Annotated in this window: 1 protein-coding gene; it reads right to left on the reverse strand. The window is 44.2% G+C overall.

Features of this window, described 5'->3' with window-relative positions:
* Positions 1 to 61: 61 nt before the first annotated feature.
* Positions 62 to 468, reverse strand: a 407-nt coding sequence (locus tag DW015_RS13450) for a hypothetical protein (RefSeq protein ID WP_181979893.1), incomplete at its 5' end; no start/stop codon positions are given.

The raw sequence follows: 468 nt of genomic DNA on the forward strand, positions 1-468 counted from the left end.
TGAGCATATTCCCACATCGACATACAAATCTCATATTATCTCTCCTATAAATTGTATATTTTTAGTAGCTGCATATTCCGCATACAACATTCAAAATTGCCGAAAACAGGGCGTTTGTGACCTCGGTGTATTGGTGCTGGGGGATATTTTTATCCTCGCATATCGCCGCAACTTCGTCGTTCCAGCTTCCCATTCCTGCGAAAACGCAGGCGGACAAAGCGCCGTTCAGCACGTTGTCAAGGCGGTCGGTATCATTCAAAAGACGGTGGGCTTCTTGAAAATCTTCTTCAAAGCCGTGATAGCCGATAGTATCGCAAAGCTTTTGTGCGCTTTGTATCGCATTTTTCAGATCGGATATACATTGTTTGATATCGGGACTGCTTGGGCAGACCTTGTAAAAAAGCGCTTTCTTCACTCCGCTTATCTCACGGTATGTTACATACCAATGGGTGTCTTGCCAAACTCTTT

The organism is Ruminococcus sp. AF37-20, assembly GCF_003460465.1.
GTDB classification, from domain to species: Bacteria; Bacillota; Clostridia; order Oscillospirales; family Ruminococcaceae; genus Hominimerdicola; species Hominimerdicola aceti.